At 58.8% G+C, this 26,173-nt stretch carries 21 protein-coding genes; 7 read left to right on the forward strand and 14 right to left on the reverse strand.

Annotated elements, in window-relative coordinates:
• Positions 1-60: 60 nt before the first annotated feature.
• The 5 genes from efeO (AB3G35_RS14545) to AB3G35_RS14565 form a co-directional block, all read right to left on the reverse strand.
• Positions 61-885, reverse strand: coding sequence for an iron uptake system protein EfeO (gene efeO / locus AB3G35_RS14545; protein WP_086797094.1), 825 nt, complete (start codon positions 883-885; stop codon positions 61-63).
• A gap of 26 nt (positions 886-911) precedes the next feature.
• Positions 912-2,222 (reverse strand): iron uptake transporter deferrochelatase/peroxidase subunit, encoded by a 1,311-nt coding sequence (gene efeB, locus AB3G35_RS14550; RefSeq protein WP_369781681.1) that lies wholly within the window; start codon positions 2,220-2,222, stop codon positions 912-914.
• Between the two features lie 17 nt (positions 2,223-2,239).
• The gene (gene efeO / locus AB3G35_RS14555; protein WP_016780887.1) at positions 2,240-3,433 is read right to left on the reverse strand and encodes an iron uptake system protein EfeO; all 1,194 of its coding nucleotides are present in this window, start codon (positions 3,431-3,433) and stop codon (positions 2,240-2,242) included.
• Between the two features lie 8 nt (positions 3,434-3,441).
• Entirely contained in the window at positions 3,442-4,284 is an 843-nt protein-coding gene (gene efeU / locus AB3G35_RS14560) for an iron uptake transporter permease EfeU (protein WP_369781682.1), read from the reverse strand.
• A 278-nt stretch (positions 4,285-4,562) separates the two neighbouring features.
• Positions 4,563-5,570, reverse strand: a complete 1,008-nt coding sequence (locus AB3G35_RS14565) for a DNA-binding protein (protein ID WP_169904744.1) — start codon at positions 5,568-5,570, stop codon at positions 4,563-4,565.
• 179 nt (positions 5,571-5,749) lie between these two features.
• Here AB3G35_RS14565 and AB3G35_RS14570 point away from each other — a divergent pair, with 179 nt between their 5' ends.
• The 3 genes from AB3G35_RS14570 to ahpF all read left to right on the forward strand — a co-directional run bounded on the left by AB3G35_RS14570 (position 5,750) and on the right by ahpF (position 9,114).
• Positions 5,750-6,688 carry a site-specific integrase gene (locus tag AB3G35_RS14570; RefSeq protein ID WP_369781683.1) on the forward strand — a complete coding sequence of 313 codons (939 nt, stop codon included), beginning with the start codon at positions 5,750-5,752 and terminating at the stop codon, positions 6,686-6,688.
• Positions 6,689-6,860: 172 nt separating this feature from the next.
• A complete protein-coding gene (ahpC, locus tag AB3G35_RS14575) occupies positions 6,861-7,424 on the forward strand; it encodes an alkyl hydroperoxide reductase subunit C (protein WP_016780891.1) in 564 nt (187 codons plus the stop codon).
• Positions 7,425-7,551: 127 nt separating this feature from the next.
• The gene (gene ahpF, locus AB3G35_RS14580; protein WP_016780892.1) at positions 7,552-9,114 is read left to right on the forward strand and encodes an alkyl hydroperoxide reductase subunit F; all 1,563 of its coding nucleotides are present in this window, start codon (positions 7,552-7,554) and stop codon (positions 9,112-9,114) included.
• A 56-nt stretch (positions 9,115-9,170) separates the two neighbouring features.
• On the opposite strand, the gene gloA is transcribed toward ahpF, so the two are convergent.
• From gloA to AB3G35_RS14595, 3 genes are all read right to left on the reverse strand, one after another.
• The gene (gene gloA, locus AB3G35_RS14585) at positions 9,171-9,692 is read right to left on the reverse strand and encodes a lactoylglutathione lyase (protein WP_016780893.1); all 522 of its coding nucleotides are present in this window, start codon (positions 9,690-9,692) and stop codon (positions 9,171-9,173) included.
• 730 nt (positions 9,693-10,422) lie between these two features.
• Positions 10,423-10,782, reverse strand: coding sequence for a histone-like nucleoid-structuring protein, MvaT/MvaU family (locus tag AB3G35_RS14590; RefSeq protein ID WP_029611406.1), 360 nt, complete (start codon positions 10,780-10,782; stop codon positions 10,423-10,425).
• A 237-nt stretch (positions 10,783-11,019) separates the two neighbouring features.
• Entirely contained in the window at positions 11,020-12,567 is a 1,548-nt protein-coding gene (locus AB3G35_RS14595; RefSeq protein ID WP_016780896.1) for an EAL domain-containing protein, read from the reverse strand.
• 335 nt (positions 12,568-12,902) lie between these two features.
• Between AB3G35_RS14595 and hppD the strand changes: the two genes are divergently transcribed.
• A complete protein-coding gene (hppD, locus tag AB3G35_RS14600) occupies positions 12,903-13,979 on the forward strand; it encodes a 4-hydroxyphenylpyruvate dioxygenase (protein WP_369781684.1) in 1,077 nt (358 codons plus the stop codon).
• 186 nt (positions 13,980-14,165) lie between these two features.
• Here hppD and AB3G35_RS14605 read toward each other — a convergent pair whose 3' ends face one another.
• Genes AB3G35_RS14605 through AB3G35_RS14615 form a run of 3 tightly spaced genes read right to left on the reverse strand, consistent with a single transcriptional unit; the run spans position 14,166 to position 19,112 of the window.
• Entirely contained in the window at positions 14,166-14,801 is a 636-nt protein-coding gene (locus AB3G35_RS14605) for a DUF1345 domain-containing protein (protein ID WP_095030765.1), read from the reverse strand.
• Positions 14,802-14,853: 52 nt separating this feature from the next.
• Positions 14,854-17,955: a multidrug efflux RND transporter permease subunit gene (locus AB3G35_RS14610; protein WP_369781685.1), complete on the reverse strand. Its 3,102-nt coding sequence runs from the start codon at positions 17,953-17,955 to the stop codon at positions 14,854-14,856.
• 2 nt (positions 17,956-17,957) lie between these two features.
• The gene (locus AB3G35_RS14615) at positions 17,958-19,112 is read right to left on the reverse strand and encodes an efflux RND transporter periplasmic adaptor subunit (RefSeq protein ID WP_086797110.1); all 1,155 of its coding nucleotides are present in this window, start codon (positions 19,110-19,112) and stop codon (positions 17,958-17,960) included.
• 170 nt (positions 19,113-19,282) lie between these two features.
• Between AB3G35_RS14615 and AB3G35_RS14620 the strand changes: the two genes are divergently transcribed.
• Together AB3G35_RS14620 and AB3G35_RS14625 are read left to right on the forward strand one after the other, a co-directional pair.
• Positions 19,283-19,984, forward strand: coding sequence for a response regulator transcription factor (locus AB3G35_RS14620; protein ID WP_016780901.1), 702 nt, complete (start codon positions 19,283-19,285; stop codon positions 19,982-19,984).
• A 4-nt stretch (positions 19,985-19,988) separates the two neighbouring features.
• Complete coding sequence (locus AB3G35_RS14625) at positions 19,989-21,284, forward strand: ATP-binding protein (RefSeq protein ID WP_016780902.1); 1,296 nt, start codon at positions 19,989-19,991, stop codon at positions 21,282-21,284.
• Between the two features lie 16 nt (positions 21,285-21,300).
• Here AB3G35_RS14625 and rarD (AB3G35_RS14630) read toward each other — a convergent pair whose 3' ends face one another.
• From rarD (AB3G35_RS14630) to AB3G35_RS14640, 3 genes are all read right to left on the reverse strand, one after another.
• Positions 21,301-22,182, reverse strand: coding sequence for an EamA family transporter RarD (rarD, locus tag AB3G35_RS14630; RefSeq protein ID WP_029611407.1), 882 nt, complete (start codon positions 22,180-22,182; stop codon positions 21,301-21,303).
• 322 nt (positions 22,183-22,504) lie between these two features.
• Positions 22,505-23,389 carry an EamA family transporter RarD gene (gene rarD / locus AB3G35_RS14635; RefSeq protein ID WP_016780905.1) on the reverse strand — a complete coding sequence of 295 codons (885 nt, stop codon included), beginning with the start codon at positions 23,387-23,389 and terminating at the stop codon, positions 22,505-22,507.
• A 203-nt stretch (positions 23,390-23,592) separates the two neighbouring features.
• Positions 23,593-24,906, reverse strand: a complete 1,314-nt coding sequence (locus AB3G35_RS14640; protein ID WP_016780906.1) for an MFS transporter — start codon at positions 24,904-24,906, stop codon at positions 23,593-23,595.
• A 158-nt stretch (positions 24,907-25,064) separates the two neighbouring features.
• Between AB3G35_RS14640 and AB3G35_RS14645 the strand changes: the two genes are divergently transcribed.
• The gene (locus tag AB3G35_RS14645) at positions 25,065-26,162 is read left to right on the forward strand and encodes a sugar diacid recognition domain-containing protein (RefSeq protein WP_106115913.1); all 1,098 of its coding nucleotides are present in this window, start codon (positions 25,065-25,067) and stop codon (positions 26,160-26,162) included.
• Positions 26,163-26,173: the final 11 nt, after the last annotated feature.

The following is a 26,173-nucleotide window of genomic DNA, read 5'->3' on the forward strand; positions in this document are numbered from 1 at the left end:
GCGCCAACCTGCGGATATGTGACGCGGGTCACATCGGTTGGCGCTGTAAAAAGCCTTGAATCAGTTCAAGCCAAGCTTGCCGCGCAGGGTCGACAGGTCTTCAGCCAGGGTATTGACCGGTCCGACAAGGGCCTTGCGGTCGTTTTCCTTGACCTTGTCATAGGTCTCAAAGCCGCCATCGGCGGTTTTGTATTTGGCCAGGATGGTGTTCACCGTGGCGAAGTTTTTATCCACCTTGGCAGCAAAGGCCTTGTCGCTTTGCTCGATTTGCGTGCGGAACAGGTCAAAGATTTTTTTCGCGCCGTCGACGTTGCCCTGGAAGTCATACAGGTCGGTGTGGCTGTAACGGTCTTCCTCGCCGGAAATCTTGGTAGCGGCCACTTCTTCCATCAGCGCAGCGGCACCGCCCACGACTTTCTCTGGCGGGAAGGTCAGCCCGGCCACGCGGGCTTGCAGGTCCTTGACGTCGCTGTTCAGGCCGTCCGCGAGCTTGTCGAGGCCCTGGGTGCTGTTCTGCGCGAACAAACTGTATTCGATGCGGTGAAAACCGGTGAAATCGGGTGCGGTGACGCCTTTTTCGTGGTCATCGACCCGTGAGTCAATCGAGGCGTCAAGGTCGCTGAACAGCTCGGCAATCGGCTCGATCGATTCGTAGTACACCCGGGTTGGCGCATAGAGTTTCTTCGCCGTGGCCAGGTCACCTTTTTTCACTGCATCGGTGAATTTTTGCGTGTTGCTGGCCAGTTCATCCAGTTGTTCGGTGACGTAGATCTTGTAGTCCGACACAGGTTGCACCAGGTCCAGTGGCGCAGTGGCGGCCAATGCCGAGAGCGGGGTGTGGAGCAAGCCCAGGGCCAGGAACAGCGCGAGCGGGGTCTTCTTCATGGGACTTTTTCCGGTGAGGTTGAGGTTCAGGTGCGTGTTGCAGCTTCAAGCAGCGAGCGGCCGATAAAATCCTGCCCGTCGCGTACACCCGGCAGGGTGAAGAAATAGCCGCCCCCTACAGGCTTGAGGTATTCCTCCAGCGGCTCGCCGTTGAGGCGGGTTTGCACGGCGATAAAGCCTTGCTCCAGGTCGCGCTGGTAGCAAATGAACAGCAGGCCCATGTCCAGCTGGCCGTTTTTGTTGACGCCATTGGAGTAATTGAACGGCCGGCGCAGGATCAGGCTGTTGCGCGTTTGCGCGGTGCGTGGGTTTGCCAGGCGGATATGGGCGTCGAGCTTGGTGAGCTTGCCGTGGGGGTCCTTGCTGTAATCCGGCACGTCGGTTTCCCGGGTCCCGTCCATAGGCGCGCCGCTGGCCTTGGTGCGGCCAAAGATGCTTTCCTGTTCCTGCAGCGGGGTGCGGTCCCAGCGTTCAACGAAATTGCGGATGATGCGCACCGCCTGATAGCTGCCATTGACTGCCCACTGTGGTTCGTCGCTGCCGGGCTGGACCCAGACAATCTGGTTCATCGCCGTGTTGTCGTTGGAGTCGGGGTTGGCCGAGCCGTCACGAAAACCCAGGAAGTTGCGCGCACTTTGCGCCGGCTCACCGGGCTTGGCCGGGGCTTGGGGCGGCACGGTGCCTTCCTGCTTCCAGCGCACCAGCAGCAGGTCAGGGAGGTTTTTTACAATGTCGCGCAAGGCGTGGATATTGGTGTCCGCGGTATTGGCGCAAAACTGCAGGCTCAAGTCGCCGTGGCACTGGGCTGGATCCAGGGCATCGTTGGGGAAGCCTTGCATGCGGCTGAGGCGCTTGGGCTTTACCTTGGACAGGCCAAAACGCTCATCGAACAGGGACTTGCCCACGGATACGGTGATGGTCAGGTTGTCCGGGGTGACCACCGGGCCCAGGATGCCCGAGTCCACGGGCGGCAGCTTGGGGTCGACCTGGGCGACCGGCCCGCCTTTTACCAGAAAGGCGATGCGCTCATTGAGGGTGCGCAGCAGGCGTTCGAGGTCTTCGCGGTTTGTGGCCAGCACATCAAAGGCCACCAGCATGCCTGCGGCCGGGCGCGGGGTGACGATGCCGTTCTGGTGCAGGCCGTAAAAGTCGTGGTGGTCCTGGGTCTTGTCGCTGCTGGGGGCCTGGGCGACCTGCGCATTGCCGGGGTTGCTGGCGGCCAGGGCCGGGCAGCTTAGCGCACCGCCGGCCAGGGCGGCACCGGCGACGCCCATGCCCATGAGAATGCGCCGGCGTTGCAGGTTGAACTCGTTCGGGGTGTGTTGTGAATCGCTCATGTGCGTCTCGTCTGCAATTACAGGCCGCTAAGGCCGAGGGCGGGATCGATTCCATCGAGTGCATCGGCCAGAGCCTTGGCCTTGTGACTGATTTGCTGGCGTTGCCCGGCATTGACCGTGTCGTAGGTGTTGAAGCCTTGCGCCGTTTTCAAACCGTCGAGTTCGGCGTCCAGCGCTGCACTGGCGTCATCAATGGTGCGCAGCAGATCGGCATTGTTCTTGGTCAACAGGGGGCGCAGCAGATCGACCACTTTGTGCGTTACCTGCAGGTTGGCGGCAAAGCCATTGAGGTCGATATGGCTGTAGCGTTCCTCTTCACCGCTGCCGGCACGGGTATCGGCCAGGTTGTGCAGGGTGCGGGCGACGATGCTGACCAGTTGCTCGGGCGGCAGCGACTGGGCCAGCAACTGTTGCTTGAGCAGTACGCTATTGGCCTGCAACTGTTGCGCAATGGGCGTCAGGCCCTGGGTACTGCGCTGCTCGAACAGGCCGTACTCAAGGCGGTGGAAGCCGATAAAGCCCGGGTCCTGTTCGCGTTTTTCAAAATAGTCGGCGCGGGCGTTGATGCTGTTGTCCAGTTCGGCCAGGCGCTGTGCTGCCGGGGCCAGGCGCTGGTACGCCTCGCGAGCCGGTACATACAAGGCTTGGGCCTGAGCCAGGTCGCCTGTGGCAATGGCCTGGGACAGGGCATCAACGGCCTTGATCAGGGCATTGCCCTGGCTGCTCAGGTAAACCCGGAACTCCGACAGCGGGCCAATAAATGCCACCATGGCCGGCCGTGCCCTGGCGCTGGCTTCGGACGCTGCGGTCGGGGTTACATGCAGGGTGCCGCGTGGATTGCTGAGCAGGCCGCAGGTGATCGCGTAGTCGCCGGGGGCGAGTGTGGCGTTGATCACCTGGCTCAGGCCCGGGGCGATATTTTCCCGTTCTTCGACCACCAGCACGCCGTCGAGAATTTCCCATTCCACTGCGCGTTCGGAGGCATTGACGATACGAAAGCTGTTAAAGCCGGCAGGTACCGTCAGTGCGTTGGGTTCGCAACTGTGGGGGTTGATGGTCACGGTGACTTCATTGCCGTGAACCTTGCGCTTGGCCGCAGCCAGTTGCGAGGCGTAGTAGAACAACCCGCCGGCCGCGATCATCACGATCACCGAGCCGGCCACCGCCCAGCGCAAGGCGCGTGGCGGTGTACCGCTTGCAGGGGTAGGCATGCTTGACCTTATGGGGTTGTGACTGAAGAAGAGTGGGCTGTCTTGGGCGGTGCCGGCGAGCGAAAGAACATCACCAGCGTCACGACCAGATAAATCACATAAGCACCGAGCACGCTGACCGTGGGGGCGTCCTGATAGCCGAACATCCCGGCGAGCACCGAGCCCAGCGGGCCATCCATCGGCAGGTGGGCACTGATGTCAAAGACCACGTCTTGCCAGTGGTTCCACAAGCCTGCCTCGTGCAGGGCCTGCACCGAATTGGCCAGGATGCCAGCGGCGACCACGAGGATAAACAGCCCGGTCCAGCGGAAAAACAGCCCGAGATTAAGTCGCATGCTGCCGCTGTAGATGGCAAAGCCCACGCCAATCGCCAGGATCAGCCCGAGCAGGGCGCCAACCGGTGCGCCGGGGCCTTCGCTTTGCTGGAAAACAGCGAGCAGAAAAAACACGGTTTCGAGCCCTTCGCGGGCGACGGCGAAGAAGACCATTGCAATCAAGGCCGTGACCTGATGTTTGGAGCCGGCGAGGGCGTGGTCGAGGGAGGTGTGCAGCGAGTGTTTGATCGAGCGCGCGACCTTGCGCATCCAGAACACCATCGAGCTGAGAATGCCGACGGCGACAAGGCCGACAATGCCTTCAAACAGTTCCTGCTGCTTTTGCGGGAATTCGGCGCTCATCAACTCCAGCCCACCGCCCACCAGCAACGACAGGGCGGCGGCGAGGAAGACTCCGATCCATACAGCGGGCATCCATTGCCCACGGCCGGTTTGCTTGAGGTAACTGGCAATGATGCCGACGATAAGCGCGGCCTCAATCCCTTCGCGCAGCATGATCAGAAATGGAACCAGCATGGTGGGCTACCGCGTCACAAATTAGATAGGGTGCTAATTTGTAACATATTGATACGTATTGCCAAACAAGAATCGATTGCATTTGCTGAACGGTAGCTGAACGAAGATGGGTGTGTCTATGAAGCTTTTGTGGGAGCGGTCTACTTGTGGGAGCGGGCTTGCTCGCGATGGAGTTACCGCGGTATGCCTGAGAGACCGCAGTGCCTGAATCGCGAGCAAGCCCGCTCCCACAGCAAGCCTGCTCCCGCAGGGTTGGGGCTGGGTCAAGTCAGGTAGTTCTACTGATCTTTGGTGAGCACGCTTTGTTCCGCATCCTTGTTTAACGCCTGCAGGCTTTCCAGTGCGGTTTCAGCCTTTATGGCGCGCAAGGAAAGGGCCGCGTGGCTTTCCTGGATCTGGGTGTGGGCCTGCTTCAACCCTTCACTTTCCTGTGCGGCCACGCGCAGGCGCTCTTGAAGCAGGGTGCGCTCACTCTGCAGTTGGCCTAGCTGGGCGGTGAGCTGTGCATTGAGGTTGCCCAGCTTGTGCTGCTGGTCGCCAGCCTGCTTCAGTTCCTTGCTCAGGGCACGGCTCTCGCTCAATACGCGCTCGTTGTCGCGATGCAGCTGGGTGATTTCGTCCTGACGCACCAGTGCGCTTTGTTGTGCCTGGCGTAGCTCCATCTGCACTTGCTGCAGCTGCCCTTCGTGGCGGCGCTGATCCTGCTCGCGCTGCTCCTTGACCGCGCTGCGGTAGTGCTCAAGGGCGTCGCGGGCGTGCAGGTGCTTCTCTTCCAGCGAACGGATCTGCTCGTCGCGGTCCTTGAGGCGCAGGTCAAAGTCGCTGCACGCCTGGTTCAGGGCGGCATTGCGGGTCTGCTCGGTCTGCAGCATGGAGCGGGTAGCGTCGAGGTTGGCAGTTTCCTGATTCAGCGCCGAGCCCTGGATCTCCAGTTGCTGTTCCAGCTGAGCGCGAGCGTCCTGCGCCTCGCTCAGTTGCGCCTGCAACTGCACCTTGAGCTGCTCGTAATGCGCCTGCGCCCGGTCGATGGGCTCTTGCGCCTGTTCTTGCAGGCGCTGGGCGAGGCGGGCGACCAGCTCGGTCAGTTCGTCATCGATCTGCTCGCGGGGCGCGCCACGGCGCGAATCCACCTCGTCCAGCTCTTTCAGGTAGCGGTGGATGGTGGTCTTGGACCCGGTATTGCCCATTTCGATACGTACCGCATCAATGCTCGGATGCTCGCCGCGGGCCAGGATCGCTGTGCGTGCAATTTGTACGACTGCCTTGTTTACACCGCCACGGGCCATGGCTATCTCCTACGATTATGTACTGTGGTATGTATCATGTAATTACATACTATATTAGCACATTATTTTTGGTTTATTTTGTCAAAAATAACACGGGATATACTGGTATTATCCCGTGCTAGAGCCTTGGAACTGCTTTTAAGGCCCGTTTTCAGTACGCCAGACAAGAGAGCTGCCCCATGAGCGAGCTGGATCGCTATTTAAATGCTGCGACCCGCGACAACACCCGCCGCAGTTATCGGGCTGCCATCGAGCACTTCGAAGTGACCTGGGGCGGGTTTCTGCCGGCCACCAGCGACAGCGTGGCGCGCTATCTGGTGGCCCATGCCGGGCAACTGTCGATCAACACCCTCAAGCTGCGCCTGTCAGCCATCGCCCAGTGGCACAATAGCCAGGGGTTTGCCGACCCGACCAAGGCGCCGGTGGTGCGCAAGGTGTTCAAGGGCATACGTGCCTTGCATCCGGTACAGGAGAAGCAGGCCGCACCGTTGCAATTGCAGCATCTTGAACAAGTGGTCGAGTGGCTGGAGGGTGAGGCCCTGTCTGCGCAAGCCTGCGGCGATCGGCCAGGGCTGTTGCGCGCAAGGCGCGATGGCGCCCTGATCCTGCTCGGTTTCTGGCGCGGGTTTCGCAGTGATGAGTTGTGCCGCTTGCAAGTCGAGCATGTGCAGGCAGTGGAGGGGGCAGGCATTACCTTGTACCTGCCGCGTAGCAAAAGCGACCGCGACAACCTGGGCAAAACCTTCCAGACCCCGGCGCTGCTGCGCCTGTGTCCGGTACGCGCTTACATTGAATGGCTCAACACGGCAGCCCTGGTGCGCGGCCCGGTGTTCCGCGGGATTGATCGCTGGGGCAACCTGGGGGAGGAGGGGTTGCACGCCAACAGCGTGATCCCGCTGCTGCGCCAGGCCCTGGAGCGAGCCGGCATCCCGGCCGAGCAGTACACCAGTCACTCCTTGCGTCGCGGTTTTGCAACATGGGCCCATCAAAGTGGCTGGGACCTGAAGTCGCTGATGAATTACGTCGGCTGGAAAGACATCAAGTCAGCCATGCGCTATGTTGAAGCCACCCCGTTTACCGGGATGAGGATCACCGCGCAAAAAAACATCGGCAACTGATCGACATCAAGTTGAAACCTGTTCAGGTGGATCATATTTAGTTTTCGGCTATTTATAGGTACGCCTGATAGCTAAAACCAATCGTCAGCATCAGCTTTGCCAATGAGCCAGATACGCAATGAGTTGTTAGGATTCACCCCATCAACTTTTCAACCCTGACGGAGAGTCAACGATGCCTATCATCAACAGCCAAGTTAAACCATTCAAAGCAACTGCCTACAAAAACGGCAGCTTCGTGGAAGTGTCGGACGCTGACCTGAAAGGCAAGTGGTCTGTCGTGTTCTTCTACCCAGCCGACTTCACCTTCGTTTGCCCAACCGAACTCGAAGACCTGGCTGACAACTACGAAGAGTTCAAGAAACTCGGCGTGGAAATCTACAGCGTGTCGACCGATACCCATTTTGCCCACGCTGCCTGGCACAACACTTCGCCAGCCATCGGCAAAATCCAGTACACCATGATCGGCGACCCTACGCTGACCATCTCGCGCAACTTCGACGTGCTGATCGAAGAAGCAGGCCTGGCTGACCGCGGCACGTTCGTGATCAACCCTGAAGGTCAGATCAAGATCGTTGAACTGAACGACGGCGGCGTTGGCCGTGACGCTTCCGAGCTGCTGCGCAAAATCAAGGCTGCTCAGTACGTTGCTGCCCACCCAGGCGAAGTGTGCCCGGCTAAATGGAAAGAAGGTGAATCCACCCTGGCTCCATCGCTGGATCTGGTCGGCAAGATCTAAGTCTGTGATGAACCCTAGGGCGGTGATCCGCACCTGAGTTGCAAGCAGCATCGCCCTCAAAACGCCCGGGCGACATTCGCTCGGGCGTTTTTTTTACACAGAATTCAGTATTAAGGAGATCGCCCGTATGTTGGACGCCAATCTAAAAGCTCAGTTGAAGTCATACCTGGAGCGGGTCACGCAGCCGATCGAGATTGTTGCCTCACTCGACGACGGTGCGAAATCCCGTGAAATGCATGACCTGTTAAAAGAAATCGCCAGCCTTTCCAGCATGATCACCTTGTTGGACAACGGTAACGATTCGCGCAAGCCTTCGTTCTCGCTGAACCGCCCGGGCGGCGATATCAGCCTGCGTTTTGCAGGTATCCCCATGGGCCACGAATTTACTTCGCTGGTGCTGGCCTTGCTGCAAGTCGGCGGCCACCCATCGAAAGCCAGTCCCGAAGTGATTGAACAGATTCGCTCCCTTAAAGGCGAGTTCAACTTCGAGACCTATTTCTCGCTGTCCTGCCAGAACTGCCCTGACGTTGTGCAGGCGCTGAACCTGATGGCCGTGCTGAACCCGAACATTCGTCATGTGGCGATTGACGGCGCCCTGTTCCAGGACGAAGTCACCGAGCGTCAAGTGATGGCGGTACCTAGCGTCTACCTTAACGGTGTCAACTTTGGCCAGGGCCGCATGGGCCTGGAAGAGATTCTGGGCAAGCTCGACACCAGCGCCATTGAGCGTCAGGCCGAGAAAATCAGCGCCAAGGAAGCCTTTGACGTGCTGGTGATCGGTGGTGGCCCGGCAGGTGCAGCAGCGGCCATTTATGCTGCGCGCAAAGGCATCCGCACCGGCGTGGCAGCCGAACGCTTCGGCGGCCAGGTGCTGGACACCATGGCCATCGAGAACTTTATCTCGGTGCAGGAAACCGAAGGGCCGAAGCTGGCCACGGCACTGGAAGAGCACGTCAAGCAATACGACGTCGATATCATGAACCTGCAGCGTGCCGACAAGCTGATTGCCGGCAAGGCAGGGGAGTTGCACGAAGTGAAGTTTGCCAGCGGCGCTTCGCTCAAGGCCAAGACCGTGATCCTGGCAACCGGTGCGCGCTGGCGTGAAATGAACGTGCCGGGCGAGCAGGAATATCGCAGCCGCGGCGTGGCGTACTGCCCGCACTGCGACGGCCCGCTGTTCAAGGGCAAACGCGTTGCAGTCATCGGCGGCGGCAACTCTGGCGTTGAAGCAGCCATCGACCTGGCCGGTATTGTGGCCCATGTGACGTTGCTGGAGTTCGACACCAAGCTGCGCGCCGATGCCGTGTTGCAACGCAAGCTGCACAGTTTGCCGAACGTGAAGGTCATCACCAACGCACAAACCACCGAGGTGACCGGTGACGGCCAGAAGGTTAACGGTTTGCGTTACAAGGATCGTCAGTCGGGTGAAACCCACACGGTCGAGCTGGAAGGCATCTTTGTGCAGATTGGCTTGCTGCCAAACACCGACTGGCTCAAAGGGTCGGTCGAGCTTTCGCCTCGCGGCGAAATCGTGGTCGATGCCCGCGGTGAAACGTCCATCCCAGGCATTTTTGCAGCCGGTGACGTGACTACCGTGCCCTACAAGCAGATCGTGATAGCAGTAGGTGAAGGTGCCAAGGCCTCGCTGAGTGCCTTTGATCATCTGATCCGCACATCTGCGCCGGACTAAGCGCGCAGACATAAAAAAACCCATGAGCAATCATGGGTTTTTTTTGCGTCCGGTTTTTACATCGGTTGCGGCTGGATGATCTCGACCCAGTAGCCGTCCGGGTCCTTGACGAATGCCAGGGACTTCATGCGGCCGTCGTTCAGACGCTTCTGGAAGTCCACGCCCAGGGTTTCAAAACGCTCGCAGGCGGCGCGAATATCCGGCACCGAAATGCAGATATGGCCAAAGCCGCGCGGGTCGGTGTTGCCGTTGTGGTAAACCACGCTGTCGTCGGTTTCCGAACCGTGGTTGTGGGTCAGCTCCAGAATGCCGGGAATCGACTTCATCCACAGTGTGCGGGCTGCGTCATCTGCCGGGATCTGTGCCTTGTCGACTAGCGCCAGGAAGTACAGGCTGAATTCGGCTTCGGGGAAGTCACGCTTCTCAACCAGGGAGAAACCCAGGACGCGGGTATAGAAATCCAGGGACTTCTCGATGTTCTTGACGCGCAGCATGGTGTGGTTGAATACGAAGTTTTGCGTTGCGCTATCCGGGGCAGCAGTGACACCGGGGATGTTGTTCAGGTCTTGCAGGCTCATGAACCCTCCGAAAATGATGCATAGGTGATCGGTCGCTACGGTGAGCGTGATGGGCGAATGATACGGAATGTGACGTCTGGCGCCAAACCCGTTTTCAGCGGTGCAGGCGGTCTGCGGCAAGGGGCAGAGCAGGGTGTGGGGCAAATCCCGGGCAAAAAGAAGCCCGCCGAAGCGGGCATGGGGCGCTAATCCTTTAGCAGCCTCTATCCTGTGACCCTCGATGTGAAAAATTTGTGAAGTGTCGGCGCGTTTTCAGCCTTTTGGTCGCACGGATCGCACAACAGGACAATTCCTACAAGGTATTACTGCTTTAGACGTAGGGCATTGATTATGGGCGCACTGATGGGGGAGTTAATTACGCGGACATGTTCAACGAATGAAATAGTGCATGGGTTTAACGGGTGGGTATTTTCGAGTGTTGCACTCAAACAACCAGATGATAAGTAGGGGCTTGAGCGAAGCTGAATGAAGTTGAGTCTTTGTAATTAAACAACTTTAATGGCGTTGACGATAAAAAAAGCCCCGCACTGGTGCAATGCTGTTCACTTAAGAGCCACGCAGTTCAAGTGTGGGAGCGGGCTTGCTCGCGATGGTTTTCAGAGCACCGCATTTACTCAGTAAATACGCGTCTTCGTTCACGACCATCGCGAGCAAGTCCGCTCCTACAGATGCACAAATCGCTTAAGTGACAACATTGCCGCTTTGTCGGGGCCTTGATTGTGTACAGGCTTTAAGCGCGCAGCCAGCTGTCCACTGTGGCAGCACCGTACTCTTCTTTCCAGGCTTTCAGGCCGCGGTGATTGCCGCCTTTGGTTTCAATTAGTTCACCTGTGTGCGGATTCTGGTAGACCTTCAACACTCGTGCCTTGCGTTGTTTGGGGGCAGCAACCCCTTTTGCCGCAGCAGGGTTGGGGTCAAGAATGGCGATGATGTCCCGCAGGTTTTTGCCGTAGGTTTTCATCAAGGCTTGAAGTTTTTCTTCAAACTCGATTTCTTTTTTCAGTCCCGCATCATTTTTCAAGGCTTCCAATTGAGCCAGCTGTTCTTGTAGCGCTTTTTCAGCAGCGCGAAACTCAGCAAGTCTAGACAAAGTCATTACTCCATTCACAGGTTCGGTGGCATGTCACCGAAGCGAATTAATGATGTTTGGAATGCACAAGATTTACAGGGCTAACGTGCAAGTGCCATTCACTTGCTGCCGCGCCCGCTGATGCAAACATTTAAAAGTTCATGTTGACACAAAAAAATTGTAGATGTTAATTGCTGCGCTGCCAAGTGCTGCAGGCGGTCTATTGGAAAAAGTTTTATGGACAACGCCTGCCTTATATTAAGAGGGGGTTAAGCGTGCCTGCAAAGCCAGAATAAACTCGGCGGGCGGCATGGGCCGGGCAAACAGGTAACCTTGTAAAAAATCAACGCCCTGATCAGCCAGGTACTGACTTTGTTCTTGTGTTTCTACCCCTTCGGCGACAATCCCCAAATCCAGCTTGGCACTCAGCTCGATGATGCTGTCCAGAATATGCCTGGACAATGCATCGGCGCCAATCATGGCGACAAAACTCTGATCGATCTTCAAGTAGTCGACATTAAACTCGCGCAAGTAACTCAAGCTTGAATGCCCGGTGCCAAAGTCATCAATTGCAATCATCACCCCCAGCGCGTGCAGTTGGCTGAACAAGTGGTGGGTGGTGCTGCTGGGCACGATCAATTCACGCTCGGTGAGTTCCAGCACCAGATTGATATGCCCGGGGGGGAACGCGGCAAGAAAACGCTGGCAGTCCTCAACCAGCTCAAGGTTTTGGCAATGGTGGGCGGCAATATTGAATGCCAGGTGAAAACCCGGTTCCAGTTCGCTGGCATGGGGGGCCAGCCACTGTGCGGTTTGGGCCATGAGCGAACGCGTCATGGGCACAATCAACCCTGAGTGTTCGGCAAACGGGATAAACAAGTCTGGCCGCACCAGGCCTTCTTTTGGGTGTTGCCAGCGCATCAAAACTTCTGCGCCGGCCCATTGTTTGGTATCGCCGCGAACAACGGGCTGGAAGTAAGGAATAAACTCGGCAGCGTCCAGTGCCCGTTGCATTTCATGGGTCGGGGAAGAGGAGCGTTTTTTAAGCCGGTTAACCGTGGCAGCAGAGATCAGCCCCAGGAAGATCAACAAACCCAGTAACCCCGGGTATTCAACAATAATGCGGCGCCATACTTCATCTTTATCAAACCCGGCGACAACCCGGTAAGGAAACGCTGGCGATGACACGGCAGTTAGTGCCGAAGGCGGTTGAGGCGTGGGCGTGTTGCGCACCTGGCCATAGCGGTCAATCCAGTGGTTACCGACTTCAATGATCAATTCGGTTTTAGGATTGATCAGGGCCAGTAGATTAACCAGATGCGAGCCATACAACACGATCAGTACGCCACGCTCGCCGTTGTTTTGCCGGTAAACCAGAACGGGGTCTTCGGGGGTTACGTCCGTGCCGTCCATCAGTGACAGCACGCCATCCTTATACAGGTCAGGGTTGACCGCCGCTTTAAAACTGCCAAACAAGGAGGTGCAGTAAACCTGGTTGTGCCAGACCAGAATCACCGAGCGTACAAACGGGCGCCGTACAACTTGTTCACGCAGGGCCAGTTCAACCTGAGGGCACTCCTGGCCTGCCAGCGGCAAGACGATATCCGCGGCCAGTTTTGCATTGTCGAGCATCAGGTCGAATTGGCGCACGGCTTCAGTGGCAGTGCGGGTGGCTTCAAGTTCAAGCGAGCGGTGGGCCTGCCAGATAATGATCAAGACCCCCAGCACCACCGGCAACAGGCCACTGAGCACAATCAAAGCATAACGGTCGGTCCATTTACGGCTCAGTTTCAAGGTGAGTGGCATTCAGAGTCCTGGTACACATTAGGAAGACTTGGGTGCAAGCTACTGAACAATAGTAAATGTCCAGCGTTGCCTGCGGGTATTTCACATGGGGTAGGACAAACCGGATTACGCCATGTAGAATCGGCTTACGCATACAAGAATAACGACTTCTGCCACCAGAAGCCCTACCGCGTAAGAGATGGATCGAAATGAAGCGATTCGGGTTGCAATTGATCTACGGAGATTTCCTTGCGCGCAGTGTACGCGGGATCTCCTGTGCGCCTCCTGCCAGCCTCGGCATTGTTAGTGAATAACCCCCTGTTAATTCTAAAAATGACCATGATGAGGCGCCGAAAATGGCAGATCTATACGAAAACCCGATGGGCCTGATGGGCTTTGAATTTATCGAATTCGCGTCCCCTGTTCCCAATATCCTTGAGCCTGTGTTTGAAATCATGGGCTTCACCAAGGTGGCGACCCACCGCTCCAAAGATGTCCATCTGTACCGTCAGGGCGATATCAACCTGATCCTCAATAACGAGCCCCACAGTGTTGCGTCCTACTTTGCAGCCGAGCACGGCCCTTCGGTCTGCGGCATGGCTTTTCGCGTGCGCAACGCGCAACAAGCCTACAACCGCGCGCTGGAACTGGGCGCACAACCGGTGCATATCCCTACCGGACCAATGGAACTGAACCTGCCGGCCATCAAAGGCATTGGCGGCGCGCCGCTGTACCTGATTGACCGCTACGGTGAAGGCAGCTCGATCTACGACATTGATTTTGTCTTTATCGAAGGCGTAGACCGCCATCCGGTGGGGGCGGGGCTGAAGATCATCGATCACCTGACCCATAACGTGTACCGCGGCCGTATGGCGTATTGGGCCAACTTCTACGAGAAGCTGTTCAACTTCCGTGAAATTCGTTATTTCGATATCAAGGGCGAATACACCGGCCTGACCTCCAAGGCCATGACCGCCCCGGACGGCATGATCCGCATTCCGTTGAACGAAGAATCGTCCAAGGGCGCAGGGCAGATCGAAGAATTCCTTATGCAGTTCAATGGCGAAGGCATTCAGCACGTGGCATTCCTCAGCGATGACCTGATCAAGACCTGGGACGCCCTGAAGAAAATCGGCATGCGCTTTATGACTGCGCCGCCCGAAACCTACTACGAAATGCTCGAAGGCCGCCTGCCAAACCACGGCGAGCCGGTGGAAGCGCTGCAATCGCGGGGGATTTTGCTGGACGGTTCATCTGACTCGCAAGACAAGCGTCTGCTGTTGCAAATCTTCTCGGAAACCCTGATGGGGCCGGTGTTCTTCGAGTTTATTCAACGCAAGGGCGATGACGGCTTTGGTGAAGGCAACTTCAAAGCGCTGTTTGAATCCATCGAACGCGACCAGGTGCGTCGTGGTGTGTTGAGTGCTGACTAGCTGACTAAAAGCCGACTTGAATCACAACCCCCTCACCCCAGCCCTCTCCCAAAGGGAGAGGGAGCTTGATCGAGGGATATTTCAAGGTTGTGGCAGTCTGATGGTGCCGAGTTGAATCCTGCATCAACTCGGTCAGTCCCCTCTCCCTCCGGGAGAGGGTTAGGGTGAGGGGCTTTTTGTTGCCCCCTAAAACAATCCCGCCGCAATATTGATCGAAAATCCCAGCACGGCCGTGTTGAACAAAAATCCCAGCAGTGAATGCCCCAACACCGCCTTGCGCATTTCGCGGGTGGCGATACTCACATCGGCTGTCTGCACCGCAACGCTGAGGGTGAAAGAGAAGTACATGAAATCCCAGTAGTCCGGGTTCAGCTCTCCCTCAGGGAAGCGCAGCGCCGGCTCGGTCCCTTCGTTGTTATAGAACAACCTCGCGTAGTGCAGGCTGAAAATAACCCCGATCATCAACCACGATCCCACCACTGTCAGCCCGGTAAAACCGTAATGCATCAGGCGATCGCCATCGCTGAGCTTGTTGCCTGACAGTTCCAGTGTCACTGCCGCCAGGCTGGCAATCGAAGCAATGCACACGGTGATTAACACCATACTGGCGTTTTCATCTTCCACTTCAGCCGTGCTTTTCACGTCACAGGCTTTGGCGCGGATCACCAGCCAGAGCGTCATTGCCAGGTACAGCCAGACCCCGGCATTCCAGCCCAGCAGGAACTTGGTGGTCAGTGTGGAGGCGGGGGCGAAAATGCCGACCGCTACCCCGAGCAGGGTGGCGACGGTGAGGCGAGGATGGGTGCGGGCAAGGTGCGACATAAACAATCCCTGTTACCAAGTAATGCAGCACCTTAGCACGCACCGCGCTGGCTTAACGCTGGCGAGGCTTGCTTCTTGTCAGTTTCATGACGACCACGAAGAACACCGGCACAAACACCACCGCCAGGGTGGCGACGATCATGCCGCCGATCACACCGGTACCGATGGCCTGCTGGCTGGCCGAGCTGGCCCCCGTGGCAATGGCCAATGGCACCACGCCGAGGATAAATGCCAGCGATGTCATGACAATCGGACGCAGACGCAAGCGGGCGGCCTGCACGGTGGCGTCCACCAGGTCATGGCCTTCGTCGTACAAGGTCTTGGCAAACTCGATGATCAGGATGGCGTTCTTCGCTGACAAACCAATGATCGTGATCAGGCCTACTTTGAAGAATACGTCGTTGGGCATCCCGCGCAGCGTTACCGCCAGCACGGCGCCCAGCACGCCCAGCGGTACAACCAGCAGGACCGCAGTCGGTATCGACCAGCTTTCATAGAGTGCCGCCAGGCACAGGAATACGATAAGCAGCGACAAGGCCAGCAGAACCGGGGCCTGCGCGCCGGACACCTGCTCCTGCAACGACAGACCGGTCCATTCCAGGCCCATGCCTGCAGGCAACTGGTCGACCAGGCGCTGCACTTCTACCATTGCTTCGCCAGTACTGTGACCGGCAGCCGATTCACCGGAGATGCTGATGGCCGGGTAGCCGTTATAGCGCGTCAACTGCGATGGCCCCTGGATCCAGCGGGCTTCGACAAAGGCCGACAGGGGTACCATTTTGCCCTGGTCGTTGCGCACATTGATTTTCAGCAAGTCTTCGACCTGGCTGCGCTGGTCACCTTCAGCCTGGACCACGACCCGCTGCATGCGCCCCTGGTTCGGGAAGTCATTGATGTAGGCCGAACCCACGGCCGTCGACAGCACGGCACCAATGTCGGCAAAGGAAACCCCCAGGGCATTGGCGCGCTTGCGATCGACTTCAAGTTGCACCTGCGGGCTCTCTGCCAGCGCTTCTTCGCGGACATTGGCCAGTACCGGGCTTTTTTCCGCCAGTGCCAGCAGCTCGCTGCGGGCTTGCATCAATGCGTCGTAGCCAACCCCGCCGCGGTCTTGCAGGCGGAACTCAAAACCACTGGACGTACCCAGGCCACTGACCGGGGGCGGCAAGATGGCAAAGGCAATCGCGTCCTTGAGTTCACTGAAGGCCGCGTTGGCCCGGTCGGCGATCGCTGCTGCCGAATCTTTGGCGCCGCGCTGCGACCAGTCCTTCAGGGTGGTGAAGGCCAGTGCCGCGTTTTGCCCGCTGCCCGAGAAACTGAAACCCAGAATCATCGTGGTGTTGCCCACGCCGGGCTCGCTGGCGTTGTGCGCCTCGATCTGCTCGACCACGTTGATCGTGCGGTTCTGGCTGGCACCCGGTGGCAGCTGGATGTCGGTGATGATGTAGCCCTGGTCCTCCACCGGCAAAAAGGAGGAGGGCAGGCGTGCAAAGCACACCACCAGTACCACCAGCAAAGCGCCATACAGCAGCAGATAGCGTCCGCTGCGCTTGATCAGATGCACCACCCAGTTTTCATACCCTGCGCTCAGGTGCTCGAACTTGCGGTTGAACCAGCCAAAAAAGCCGCGCTTGGTGTGATGCTCGCCCTTGGCGATCGGCTTGAGCAGGGTTGCGCACAGCGCCGGGGTCAATGACAGGGCCAAAAATGCCGAGAACAGAATCGAGGTCGCCATCGACAGCGAAAACTGCTGGTAGATCACGCCCACCGAACCCGGCATAAAGGCCATTGGGATAAACACGGCCACCAGCACCAGGGTGATGCCGACGATTGCGCCGCTGATCTGGGTCATCGCCTTGCGTGTGGCGTCGCGGGGTGACAGCCCCTCGCTGACCATGATCCGCTCGACGTTCTCCACCACCACAATGGCATCGTCCACCAGAATCCCGATGGCCAGCACCATGCCGAACATGGTCAGTACGTTGATCGAGAACCCCAGTACCAGCATGGTGGCAAAGGTGCCCATCAGTGCCACCGGCACCACCAGCGTCGGGATCAGGGTGTAGCGAATGTTCTGCAGGAACAGGTACATCACCAGGAACACCAGCACCATCGCCTCGACCAGGGTGTAGATCACCTTGGTGATCGAGACTTTGACGAAGGGGGTGGTGTCATAGGGGATGGTGTACGACACGCCTGCCGGGAAGTAGCGGCTGAGTTCGTCCATTTTGGCGCGAATCAGGTTGCCGGTGTTCAGCGCATTGGCCTCCGGGGCCAGCTTGACGCTGAAGGCGCTGGCAGACTTGCCGTTCAGGCGGGTGCCGTACTGGTATTCCTGGCTACCGATCTCAACCCGGGCCACATCGCTGACGCGTACCGTTGAGCCGTCGGGGTTGGCGCGCAGGACGATATCGGCAAACTCTTGCGGGGTTGAGAGCTGGCCCTTGACCAGTACCGTGGCGGTGATTTCCTGGGTGGAACGGCCCGGCAAGTCGCCGATGCTGCCTGCCGAAACCTGGGCGTTCTGGCTGGCAATGGCCTGGTTGACATCCGCTGGCGTCAGGTTGAAGCCAATAAGCTTTTGCGGGTCGATCCAGATGCGCATGGCCCGTTCGGCGCCATACAGCTGGGCCTTGCCCACGCCGTCGATGCGCTTGACCTCGTTCATCACGTTGCGCGCCAGATAGTCGCTGAGCGCGACTTCATCCAGGGTGCTGGTGCTGTCGGCGGTCAGGGTCACCAGCATCAAAAAGCCCGAGGAGATTTTCTCCACCTGCAAGCCTTGCTGGATAACCGCCTGGGGCAGGCGTGACTCGACGGCCTTGAGGCGGTTCTGCACATCTACCTGGGCCATTTCCGGATCAGTGCCGGGCTTGAACGTGGCGGTAATGCTGGCACTGCCCAGGCTGCTCTGGGATTCGAAATACAGCAGGCCGTCGGTGCCGTTGAGCTCCTGCTCAATCAGGCTGACCACGCTTTCGTCCAGGGTTTGCGCCGAGGCCCCCGGGTAAATCGCGTACACCTCGACTTGCGGCGGCGCCACATCGGGGTATTTGGCGACAGGCAGCTGCGGGATGGCCAGGGCCCCCGCCAGCAGAATGAACAACGCAACGACCCAGGCGAAGACCGGGCGGTCGATAAAGAACTGCGGCATGCTCACCGATCCGTGGAGTGTGCGAGAGGGAGTGTCGGGTCATCGATTTGGACTTGTTCGCCCGGGCGGGCGTGTTGCAGGCCTTCAGTGACAATCCGGTCACCGGCCTTGAGCCCGGACGTAACTGCCCAGCGATCATTTTGCGCGCCGCCCAGTTGTACCGGTTGCAACTGCACGCGGTTGTCGGCATCGATCAACAGCACCTGGGCGATACCGGCGCTGTCGCGCAGGATGGCCCGTTGCGGCACGCTGATGCCTTCCTTGTTGACGGCCTGCTCCAGCCGTACCCGCACAAAGCTACCGGGCAGCAAGTCATAGTCGGGGTTGGGGAATTCGCTGCGCAGGATGATCTGCCCGGTGCTCGGGTCCACCGTCACATCGGTAAACAGTAACTTGCCCGGCAACGGGTAAGCACTGCCGTTGTCGCGAATCAGGGTGGCCCTGGCCTGCTGCTTGCCGACTTGCTGCAGTTCGCCGGCGCGGAAGGATTCGCGCAGGTTGTCCAGGTCACGGGTGGATTGGGTGAGGTCGACATGGATCGGGTTCAGTTGCTGGATGCGCGCCATCGGCGTGACTTCGCCCTGGCCGACCAGTGCACCTTCGGTGACCAGCGCGCGGCCAATGCGCCCGGAAATCGGCGCGGTCACGGTGGCATAACCCAGGTTCAGTTTTGCGCGCTGCACGGCGGCCTTGTTGGCGGCCACATCGGCGTTGGCTTGCTGCGCTGCCGCGCGCGCGTTGTCATGGTCCTGGCGGCTGATGGCATTGATGCCGATCAGTTCGGCATAGCGCTGATCCTGCAGTTTTGCCTGCAGGGCCACTGCCTCGGATTTGCGCAGTGCTGCACTGGCGCTGTCCAGATCGGCCTGAAACGGGGCAGGGTCGATCAGGAACAGGACATCGCCCTGTTTGACTTCACTGCCTTCGGTGTACACGCGCTTGAGCACCACGCCTGCAACCCTGGCGCTGACTTGCGCCACACGCGGGGCGACCACGCGCCCGCTCAATTCGTTATTGACCGACAGGGGCGCCGTGGCGATGACTTCGGTGCGCACCTTGGCCAGAGGCGGCCGGGTTTCAGCGACCGGGCTTTTGTCACAGGCGCTGATGGCCAGGGCCAGGGCCGTTAGAAATAGAGGGGCGAAGAGCTTTTTCAACGATCGTGCCTTCTGAAATATGCGGGATGTTTCTGTTTGGCATGCTAAGCGCAGCACGCAAGGGGCGTTGTGAAGCTATGTAGAGGGTGTGTGAAAAAGTGTGAAGGTTATGCGGCTATCCCTGCCAGGTTGTATATCCTTCGGGTTTCCCCCGGTTGTAAGCAGTTATTATGCCCACTATTTTGCTGGTCGAAGACGATGCCGCACTTTCGGAGCTGATTGCCAGCTATCTGGAACGTAATGGCTATCAAGTCAGCGTGATTGCCCGCGGCGATCAAGTATGTGACAGAGCAAGAAGCAACCCCCCGGACCTGGTCATTCTTGACCTGATGTTGCCGGGCCTCGATGGCCTGCAAGTCTGCCGATTGCTCCGTACCGAGTCGGCAAGCCTGCCGATCCTGATGTTGACGGCCCGCGACGATAGCCATGATCAGGTGCTGGGGCTAGAGATGGGGGCTGACGATTATGTGACAAAACCATGCGAGCCCCGCGTCCTGCTGGCCCGTGTGCGCACTCTTTTGCGTCGCAGCAGCCTGGCCGAGCCGCAGATGGCCAGTGACCGCATCATTATCGGCAACCTGTGCATCGACCTGTCGGAGCGCACCGTCAACTGGCGCGGGCAGACCGTCGAGCTGTCCAGCGGCGAGTACAATCTGTTGGTGGTGCTGGCCCGCCACGCCGGTGAAGTGCTCAGCCGCGACCAGATTTTGCAGCGTCTGCGCGGTATCGAGTTCAATGGCACGGACCGCTCGGTCGACGTGGCTATTTCCAAGCTGCGGCGCAAGTTTGACGACTGCGCCGGTGAAGCGCGCAAGATCAAGACCGTATGGGGCAAGGGCTATCTGTTCAGCCGCTCCGAGTGGGAATGCTGAGTCCATGTTCAAGATCCTGATACGCCTCTATCTGGTGACCATCGTCACGTTTGCCATGGCCAGTTATCTGGTGCCCGGGGTGATCGTGTCGCTGTTTCACGAGCGTTTCATGAACTACAACATCGACATGTCGCGGGGCATGCAGGCCCTGCTGGTCAAACAGTTCCACCATCTGCCCGCTGAACAATGGCCCGACCTGGCCCGGGAAATCGACACGCAGTTCCAGCCGATAAGAGTCAACCTGCTGCCCATCACCGATGCCAAGTTCACTGCCGGCGAGCAACAACAGTTGAAGCAGGGGCAGGGCGTGTTGCGCATTGGCGAGTGGGGCTGGCGGACGCTGGTGGTTTCACCGCTGGACGATCAGGTGGCAATCGAATGGGTCATGCCGCCTGATCCGTTTGACATGAATGTGCTGTACTGGAGCATCAACGTGCTGATCGGTGCCGCCATGCTCGGTGGCCTGCTGTTGTGGCTGCGGCCGCACTGGCGCGACCTGGAACGGCTCAAACTGACGGCGGCACGCATTGGCCAGGGGCAGTTGAGCGAACGTACGCAGATCTCCCAGCGTTCCAATATTCATGGTCTGGCCACGGTGTTTGATGCTATGGCGCAGGATGTCGAGCATCTGCTCAACCAGCAGCGAGACTTGCTCAATGCGGTGTCCCATGAACTGCGCACGCCTTTGACGCGCCTGGACTTCGGCCTGGCCCTGGTCTTGTGTGACGACTTGCCCGAAGCCAGTCGTGAACGCCTGCAAGTGCTGGTGGGGCATATCCGCGAACTCGATGAGCTGGTGCTTGAGCTGTTGTCTTTCAGCCGCTTGCAGAACCCGGCGTTGCTGCCGGAACGGGTCGACGTGTCGCTGGATGAGTTTATCGACAGCATCCTCGGCAGTTTCGATGAGGAGCTGGAGGCCCCGGAAATCGTCCTGGATGTGCTGTTGCACGGTACTCAGGAGCGTTTTGCCCTTGATCCACGGCTGACCGCGCGGGCGCTGCAAAACCTGCTGCGCAATGCCATGCGTTACTGCGACCGGCGGATTCAGGTGGGGGTCAACGTCACTGCGCAGGGCTGCGAACTGTGGGTGGATGACGATGGTATCGGTATTCCCGAGCAGGAGCGCGAGCGCATCTTCGAGCCGTTTTACCGTCTGGACCGCAGCCGCGATCGGGCGACCGGCGGCTTTGGCCTGGGCCTGGCAATCAGCCGCCGTGCCTTGCAAGCACAGGGCGGCACGCTGAACGTCGAGCAATCGCCCCTGGGCGGTGCCCGCTTCAAACTCTGGTTACCGGTTTGAAGCGGGATGTTGCGGCCTAGATGGAGCGGCGCTGGCGGCTCACGTGTTTCAAGCCTTCAATGATCAGTACCACCACCGCCAGCCAGATCGGCCCGTAGGTCAGCCATTGACCGTCTTGCAGGCTGTCGCCCAGCAGCAGGGCGACGGCGACCAGCAGTACCGGTTCGACATAACTGAGCAGGCCAAACAGGCTGAAGGGCAGCAGGCGGCTGGCCAGGATATACGAGAAGCCGGCGGCAGCACTGATGATGCCCATCAGCGGGACCAGCGCATACAGCGCCTGGCGTTGCTCGCCAAGGTCGATATGCGGCCCTGCCAGCACAAACCACAGGGACGCCGGAACCATCAGCAACATGTCCAGCCAGAGGCCACCCAGGTTGTCGATGCCGATCTTTTTGCGCAGCACGAAGTACATCGGGTAACCGATGGCGACCACCAGGGTCGTCCAGGAAAACCCGCCGGTGCGATACAGCTCATTGGCCACGCCGACCACGGCCAGGGCCGTGGCGATTTTTTGCAGGTGCGACAGGTGCTCGCCGTACACAATGCGCCCGGTGAGGATCATCGTCAGGGGTAACAGGAAGTAACCCAGCGATACATCCAGGCCGTGCCCGTTGAGCGGCCCCCACATAAACATCCAAAGCTGCAGACCCACCAGGAAACTGGTGAGCAGTACGCAAGGAATTAGTAGAGGTTTATCGCGTAAGCGCTTGAAAATTATCGGAACCCATTTCCAATCGCCAGAGAGGCAGATAAACAGGGTCATGAAGGGCAGCGAGATCAGTATTCGCCAGCCGAAGATTTCCTGGCCATCGAGGGGCCAGAGAAGGGAGGTGAACCAGTACAGAACGCCAAACAAGCAAGAAGCCAAAATCGATAGAACAATGCCTTTAGACACAACAACCTCAATGGATCTACAACGTTACTCATGTGAGTGGGCACATAGCTTGAGGCTGTTGGAGGTCATTGGCAAACGCCTTTTAAACCAGTTACTTGGGAGTGATTCTTGTTGGTGATGTTTAAGTTTAAAAAACGCAAGCAATTACTGGGCCAAAGTCGTTTAAAACGTGCGTTCGTGTTTTTCAAAAAAACTGATTAACGGTGTGTTTTGCGGCTGCTTGTGGGAGCGGGCTTGCTCGCGATCGGAGCGACGGGGTGCATCAGGCAGACCCCATTGCCTGTATCGCGGGCAAGCCCGCTCCCACATGGAAACCGGGTCGCTACACAGATCGGCGCTGACGCACCAGGTGCTTGAACCCCTCATAAATCAGTACCAGCACCGCCAGCCAGATGGGCAGGTAGGTCAGCCATTGCCCCGCGCTGATGCTTTCACCCAGCAGCAGCGCCACCAGTACCAGCAGCACCGGCTCAACGTAACTGAGCAAGCCGAACAGGCTGAAAGCCAGCATTCGGCTGGCGAGGATGTAGCTGATCAGTGCCAGGGCACTGATGCCTCCCAGCATCGGGATCAGCGCATACAGCGCCGGGCGATGGCTGGCCACGTCAAAGCCTTGCTCACCGCTTTGCACAAACCACCATGCCACCGGCATTAGCAGCAACATGTCGACCCACAGGCCGCCGAGGTTGTCGGTGCCTGCGCGTTTGCGCAGCACAAAGTACAAGGGATAGCCGATGGCCACCACCAACGTCGTCCAGGAGAACCCGCCAACCCGGTACACCTCGTTGGCGACCCCGAGAGTGGCCAGTGCCGCAGCAATTTTTTGCAAGTGGGACAGTTGCTCGCCATACACCAGGCGCCCGGTGAGCAGCATGGTCAGCGGCAACAGGAAATACCCCAGGGATACGTCAAGGCTGTGGCCATTGAGTGGCGCCCAGAGGAATAGCCAGAGCTGCACACCCACCAGTGCACTGGATGCCACCAGCACTGCAGCGAACCGGGGTTGCTGGCGCAGCCGCGAGAAAATCGCCGGAATCAATCGCCAATCGCCGGAAAAGCACATGAACAGGGTCATGCAGGGCAGGGTCAGGAGCATCCGCCAGCCGAAGATCTCGGCGCCGCTCAAGGGCCAGAGCAGGGATGTGAAGTAATACATGACACCGAACAGGCTCGATGCCAGAACAGACAGAACAATACCTTTGGACACAACAGCCTCGTTGAAACACGCATTTTGATTATTAGAAGTGCGTAGCTTGAGGCTCGGCGGGCTGTAGGGCAAATCCTTGATTGATTGTGGGCGCCAGAGCATCTGTGGGAGCTGGCTTGCCTGCGATGCAGACGCCGCGGTCTGTCTGTCAGACCGCGGTGTTGCCATCGCGGGCAAGCCCGGCTCCCACAGGTTGTGCTTGATTAAGCGTTCTTGATCCCGCGGGTCATGCGCAGTGCCAGCAGGCTGCCACCTACGATCACCGCCGCCAGCAGGTAAAGGGCCACATCAGTGGAGCCTGTAGCGTCTTTGACAAAACCCACCAGGTACGGGCTGAGAAAACCGGCCATCTGCCCCATTGAGTTGATCAGTGCCAGCCCGCCGGCTGCCGCGCCAGCGCTGAGCATCGCTGTGGGTACGGGCCAGAACATCGGCAAACCGGTGAGCGCGCCCATGGTGGCAATGGTCAGGCCGAGAATCGCAATGGCCGGTTGGGTGGCGAAGTTCACCGCAATCACCAGCCCCAGCGCGCCCATCAGCATCGGCACCACCAGGTGCCAGCGGCGTTCCTTGTGCAAGTCGGCAGAACGCCCTACCAGCAGCATGAATACCGCTGCCAGCAGGTAGGGAATGGCGCTGATCCAGCCAATCACCAGGGTGTCGCTAAAGCCCAGGTTCTTGATGATCGACGGCAGCCAGAAGTTGATCGCATACACGCCACTCTGGATGCAGAAGTAAATCAGGCCAAAGGCCCATATGGCCGGGTTCTTGAATACCGCCAGCAGCGAATCAGTGGAAGAGGCCGGTTTGCTCGCCGCATCCAGCCGGTGGTCAGCTTCCAGTACCGCCCGCTCGTGGGCACCCAGCCATTTGGCGTTGGCAAAACTGTCACTGAGCAGGTAGATCGCCAGCACGCCCAGCAGTACGGTAGGCACGCCTTGCAGCAGGAACATCCACTGCCAGCCGGCAAGACCGCCCTGGCCGGCAGCGAAATGGCTGAGGATCCAGCCGGAGAACGGCCCGCCAATCAGGCCTGAAACCGGAATGGCGCACATGAACAGGGCCATGATCCGGCCACGGCGAAAGGTCGGGAACCACTGCGACAGATACAGCACCACACCCGGGAAAAACCCCGCCTCGGCGGCGCCGGTCAGCAGGCGCAGCAGGTAGAAGCCGGTGGGGGTGGTGACAAACATCAGGCAGGTCGACAGCGTGCCCCAGGCGATCATCATCAGCGCGATCCAGCGCCGCGGACCGAACCGGGTCAGGGCCAGGTTGCTCGGCACGCCGCACAGCACATAGCCGATAAAGAAGATCCCGGCACCGAGGCCGTAGACGGTTTCGCTGAACTTGAGTGCGTCGAGCATCTGCAGTTTGGCAAAGCCGACGTTTACCCGGTCAAGGTAATTGAACAGATAGCAGATAAAAATAAACGGGATCAAACGCAGGGTGATGCGCTTGTAGATGGCGTTTTTATCGTCATCGCTGATCAGCGATGCGGTGGCGCTCTGTGACATCTTATGTCTCTCTTTATTATGTTTTTTCACGATCCAGGGGTAACGTTGACCGCAGCTTGAGTCTCGGTCACCACAACGCCGCTGTCTTTGTGCTGTCGCACAGCATTTTGCTCCGTCGACTGTGCCCGTGAACAAATGTATCCAAGGATAGTCACCCCATGTTTGAACTGGACCACGATTTGGCGCAGGACATCGTTGACCGCGCCATGGCCATCTTGCCTTACAACGTAAACGTTATGGACAGCCAGGGCTTGATCCTGGGCAGTGGTGAACCTGAGCGTATCAATACCCGGCACGAAGGGGCGCAATTGGTGCTGGCCAATGGACGGGTGGTGGAAATCGACGCGCAAACCGCCAAGTGCCTCAAGGGTGTGCAGCCGGGTATCAATTTACCGTTGCTGCTCGACCAGCGCCTGATCGGGGTGCTGGGCCTGACCGGCGAGCCCGAGCTGCTGCGCACCTATGCCGAACTGGTGCGCATGACTGCTGAAATGCTGGTGGGCCAGCGCTTCCAGCAGGCCGAGCAACAATGGCGCCGCCAGCGTTGTGATGATCTGGTGGCGTTGCTGCTTAGCGAGGGCGGTGACTCTCCGCGGCTGATCGATGAAGCGCAGCAATTGGGGCTCAAGCCGCAGTTGTCGCGCATTCCCTATCTGTTTGAATTGGGCCAGGGGCAGAGTGCCGAGGCCCTGAGTGCCTGGCTGCAATCGCGCTACCCCGACAGCTGGTGTGTGTGCCCAGCAACCGGATCCCTGCTGTGGTGTCGGCCTGCAACGGCTGCACTGGATGATCTGCGTTTGCTGGAGAGGCTCGACGGACAAGGCTGGAAGGTGCTGCGCATTGCTGCAGGCGGGCAGGCCGATGCCCTGAAGGGCTTGCGCCGCTGTTACCGCCGCGTGGGTGACTTGTTGGCCTATGGCCGTGATGTGCTGCCGCAGACCCGCCTGCTGACCCTCAATCGCTATCGCTTGCCGGTGATGCTGTGGCGCCATCGTAATGACGACGCCCTCGAAGAGCTGCTCGGGCCGCTGCATAAAGTGGTGGCCAAGGATGCTAACGGGCAACTGATCGCCACGCTGCGCAGCTGGTGTGAGCACGACGGCCAGAGCCAGGCCTGCGCCGATGCGCTGGGGATCCATCGCAACAGCCTGCGTTATCGCATGGAACGTATCGCAGAACTGAGCGGGGTTGATCCGTTGAGCCTCAACGGCATGCTGGCCTTGTATCTGGGGGTGCAGTTGCTGCCCCAGGGTTGAGCGTCTTGTCC

This window comes from Pseudomonas sp. WC2401 (assembly GCF_041200115.1).
Taxonomy (GTDB): Bacteria; Pseudomonadota; Gammaproteobacteria; order Pseudomonadales; family Pseudomonadaceae; genus Aquipseudomonas; species Aquipseudomonas fragi.

Coding starts and splice junctions, on each gene's coding strand:
- efeB (WP_369781681.1), bottom strand. CDS start 2,222: ATGAGCGATTCACAACACACCCCGAACGAGTTCAACCTGCAACGCCGG.
- AB3G35_RS14640 (WP_016780906.1), bottom strand. CDS start 24,906: ATGTCACAGAGCGCCACCGCATCGCTGATCAGCGATGACGATAAAAAC.
- AB3G35_RS14565 (WP_169904744.1), bottom strand. CDS start 5,570: ATGGCCCGTGGCGGTGTAAACAAGGCAGTCGTACAAATTGCACGCACA.
- ahpC (WP_016780891.1), top strand. CDS start 6,861: ATGCCTATCATCAACAGCCAAGTTAAACCATTCAAAGCAACTGCCTAC.
- gloA (WP_016780893.1), bottom strand. CDS start 9,692: ATGAGCCTGCAAGACCTGAACAACATCCCCGGTGTCACTGCTGCCCCG.
- ahpF (WP_016780892.1), top strand. CDS start 7,552: ATGTTGGACGCCAATCTAAAAGCTCAGTTGAAGTCATACCTGGAGCGG.
- AB3G35_RS14610 (WP_369781685.1), bottom strand. CDS start 17,955: ATGCCGCAGTTCTTTATCGACCGCCCGGTCTTCGCCTGGGTCGTTGCG.
- AB3G35_RS14620 (WP_016780901.1), top strand. CDS start 19,283: ATGCCCACTATTTTGCTGGTCGAAGACGATGCCGCACTTTCGGAGCTG.
- AB3G35_RS14570 (WP_369781683.1), top strand. CDS start 5,750: ATGAGCGAGCTGGATCGCTATTTAAATGCTGCGACCCGCGACAACACC.
- hppD (WP_369781684.1), top strand. CDS start 12,903: ATGGCAGATCTATACGAAAACCCGATGGGCCTGATGGGCTTTGAATTT.
- efeU (WP_369781682.1), bottom strand. CDS start 4,284: ATGCTGGTTCCATTTCTGATCATGCTGCGCGAAGGGATTGAGGCCGCG.
- efeO (WP_016780887.1), bottom strand. CDS start 3,433: ATGCCTACCCCTGCAAGCGGTACACCGCCACGCGCCTTGCGCTGGGCG.
- efeO (WP_086797094.1), bottom strand. CDS start 885: ATGAAGAAGACCCCGCTCGCGCTGTTCCTGGCCCTGGGCTTGCTCCAC.
- AB3G35_RS14605 (WP_095030765.1), bottom strand. CDS start 14,801: ATGTCGCACCTTGCCCGCACCCATCCTCGCCTCACCGTCGCCACCCTG.
- AB3G35_RS14625 (WP_016780902.1), top strand. CDS start 19,989: ATGTTCAAGATCCTGATACGCCTCTATCTGGTGACCATCGTCACGTTT.
- AB3G35_RS14645 (WP_106115913.1), top strand. CDS start 25,065: ATGTTTGAACTGGACCACGATTTGGCGCAGGACATCGTTGACCGCGCC.
- AB3G35_RS14595 (WP_016780896.1), bottom strand. CDS start 12,567: ATGCCACTCACCTTGAAACTGAGCCGTAAATGGACCGACCGTTATGCT.